Annotated in this window: 4 protein-coding genes; 2 read left to right on the top strand and 2 right to left on the bottom strand. The window is 63.4% G+C overall.

The window, feature by feature from the left end; genetic code table 11:
* On the bottom strand, positions 1-859 hold an 859-nt coding region (locus EOA49_RS31635), incomplete at its 3' end, for a response regulator (protein ID WP_127243585.1).
* A 15-nt stretch (positions 860-874) separates the two neighbouring features.
* Entirely contained in the window at positions 875-1,246 is a 372-nt protein-coding gene (locus EOA49_RS31630) for a response regulator (protein ID WP_027166515.1), read from the bottom strand.
* Positions 1,247-1,484: 238 nt separating this feature from the next.
* Between EOA49_RS31630 and EOA49_RS31625 the strand changes: the two genes are divergently transcribed.
* Both EOA49_RS31625 and EOA49_RS31620 read left to right on the top strand, forming a co-directional pair.
* Entirely contained in the window at positions 1,485-1,784 is a 300-nt protein-coding gene (locus tag EOA49_RS31625; protein ID WP_127241284.1) for a DUF3572 domain-containing protein, read from the top strand.
* Positions 1,781-2,222, top strand: a 442-nt coding sequence (locus tag EOA49_RS31620) for a hypothetical protein (protein WP_127243584.1), incomplete at its 3' end; no start/stop codon positions are given. The genes EOA49_RS31625 and EOA49_RS31620, both read left to right, overlap by 4 nt.

Here is a 2,222-nt window from a genome sequence, read left to right as displayed (position 1 = left end):
GGGTGACGCTGGCGCGCAGCTGATCGTTATAGCGCTTGCGCCGCACCTGCGTGCGCAGCCGGGCCGTCAGCTCGTGCTGATCGATCGGCCGCGTCAGATAGTCGTTGATGCCGAGTTCGAGGCCGCGGATGATGCGGCCCTCCTCGCCCTCATCGGCCAAGAGCATGATCGGCAGGAAGCGGGTGCGGTCGAGCGAGCGCAGTTGCGAGCAAAGCCGGAGCGCATCGAAATCGGCGAAGGCCGTCGAGATCAGCACGCATTCATAGGCGGTCTCGGCGGCCTGGAAGAATCCGGCATTCGGATCGGTGGCGACGTCGAGATCGGCGCTGCCGCGAAGCATCTTCTGGATACGCTCGATAGACGACTTGCGCTCGTCCACCAGAAGCACCTTGGGCTTGGTGTCTTCCGTCGCGAAGTTGCGGCTGAGCAGCTCTTCGATGCCGATGTTGCGCGTAGTCGAGGCGCGCAGCCGCAATTCGTCGGTCAGCGACTTCAGCCTGACCAGGCTCTTCACCCGCGTCATCAGTTGCAGATCATTGACCGGCTTGGTGAGGAAATCGTCGGCGCCCGCCTCAAGGCCGCGCACCCGGTCCGATACCTGGTCGAGCGCGGTGATCATGACAACCGGAATATGCGAGGTCGCCGGGTCGCTCTTCAGCCGCTTGCAGACCTCGAAGCCGTCCATGCCCGGCATCATCACGTCGAGCAGCACGACATCGACCTTGCCGTTTTCGCAGGTCTCGATCGCATCCGGGCCGTTGCCGGCCGTCAGCACCTCGAAATATTCGGCCAGCAGCCGAACCTCCAGCAGCCGCACATTGGCGGGGATGTCATCGACGACGAGGATCCGCGCGGTCATCTCAAAGGCTCCGGCTCAGGCATCGCCCAGATAGGATTTGATCGTTTCGATGAAGCGCGGCACCGAGATTGGTTTGGAAATATAGGCCTCACAGCCACCCTGGCGGATGCGCTCCTCGTCGCCCTTCATCGCGAAGGCGGTGACGGCGATGACCGGGATCGAGTGCAATTCGTCGTCTTCCTTCAGCCACTTGGTCACTTCCAGGCCAGAAACCTCGGGCAGTTGGATGTCCATCAGGATCAGGTCCGGCCGGTGCTGGCGCGCGAGATCCAGCGCCTCCAGGCCGTTGCGCGTCCGGACCGTTTCGTAACCGCTGGCTTCGATGAGGTCCCGAAAGAGCTTCATGTTGAGCTCATTGTCCTCGACGATCATGACCTTCTTAGCCATCAATTTCCCGTCCCGACGGTCCCCTGAGCCGAAGACCGCCGTCATGCGTCCTTGCCGGATCGCACCCAACCCGCCTGTACCCTACGTCAATATGATTGACGAAACGCAAACCTGCCGTTGGAAAAGCACACCCATTCCACTTGCGGCTGCAGGGCTGAAGCGGCTGAGACTTGCCGCAAGCGACGCTTGCCATTACTGCGGAAGAAAGACTCAACATGCACATCGGCAAAAGGTAATGATGACGAACGCAGCGTCAATGCGCGAGGAGGCGGAAACCCTTGCCGTCAGGGCGCTTGGCTTCGTCGCCGGCGATCCGAAGCTGTTGCCTCGCTTCCTGGCGATAACCGGCATCGAGGCGCGGTCGATCCGCCACGCTGCCGCGGAGCCGGGCTTCCTTGCCGGCGTGCTGCAGTTCATCCTCGCCCACGAGCCGACGCTTTTGCGCTTTGCCGAGGAAACGGGCACGCCACCGGCTGCCGTCGGCAAGGCTTTGCGGGAGCTGCCGCTCGGCAACGACGATCATGAGCGCTCGACATGAGCGACGATCCCGAAACCGCGCGCCAGATCGAGGAGTTGGCGGCCGACGACCGGCCGCTGCTGGTGCTCGATGTCGATGATGTCGTGCTCGAATTCATCCGGCCCTTCCCGCGCTACCTGAAGTCGCGCGGCTTCGGGCTGACTCTCGCCTCCTTCCGGCTCACCGGCAACATCGCCGAGATGGCGTCCGGCCGGCTGATCGAGCAGGCGGAAGTGACGGCGCTTCTCGACGATTTCTTCGATGCCCAGGCCGATTGGCAAAGCATCACCGACGGCGCCGCGGAGGCGCTGGCGTCGCTCGGACAGCGCGCCGAGATCGTGCTTTTGACCGCGATGCCGCACAAGCACCGCGCCGTGCGCCGGGCGCATCTCGACGTGCTGGGCCTGAACTACCCGCTGCTGACCACGGAAATGGCAAAGGGCCCAGCCATCGCCAAGC

The sequence above is a fragment of the Mesorhizobium sp. M1A.F.Ca.IN.020.04.1.1 genome (genome assembly GCF_003997315.1).
Classification (GTDB): Bacteria; Pseudomonadota; Alphaproteobacteria; order Rhizobiales; family Rhizobiaceae; genus Mesorhizobium.
The sequence above is the reverse complement of the archived record's forward strand: the minus strand, read 5'-3'. Positions and strand labels throughout refer to the sequence as shown.

Coding starts and splice junctions, on each gene's coding strand:
- EOA49_RS31630 (WP_027166515.1), bottom strand. CDS start 1,246: ATGGCTAAGAAGGTCATGATCGTCGAGGACAATGAGCTCAACATGAAG.
- EOA49_RS31625 (WP_127241284.1), top strand. CDS start 1,485: ATGACGAACGCAGCGTCAATGCGCGAGGAGGCGGAAACCCTTGCCGTC.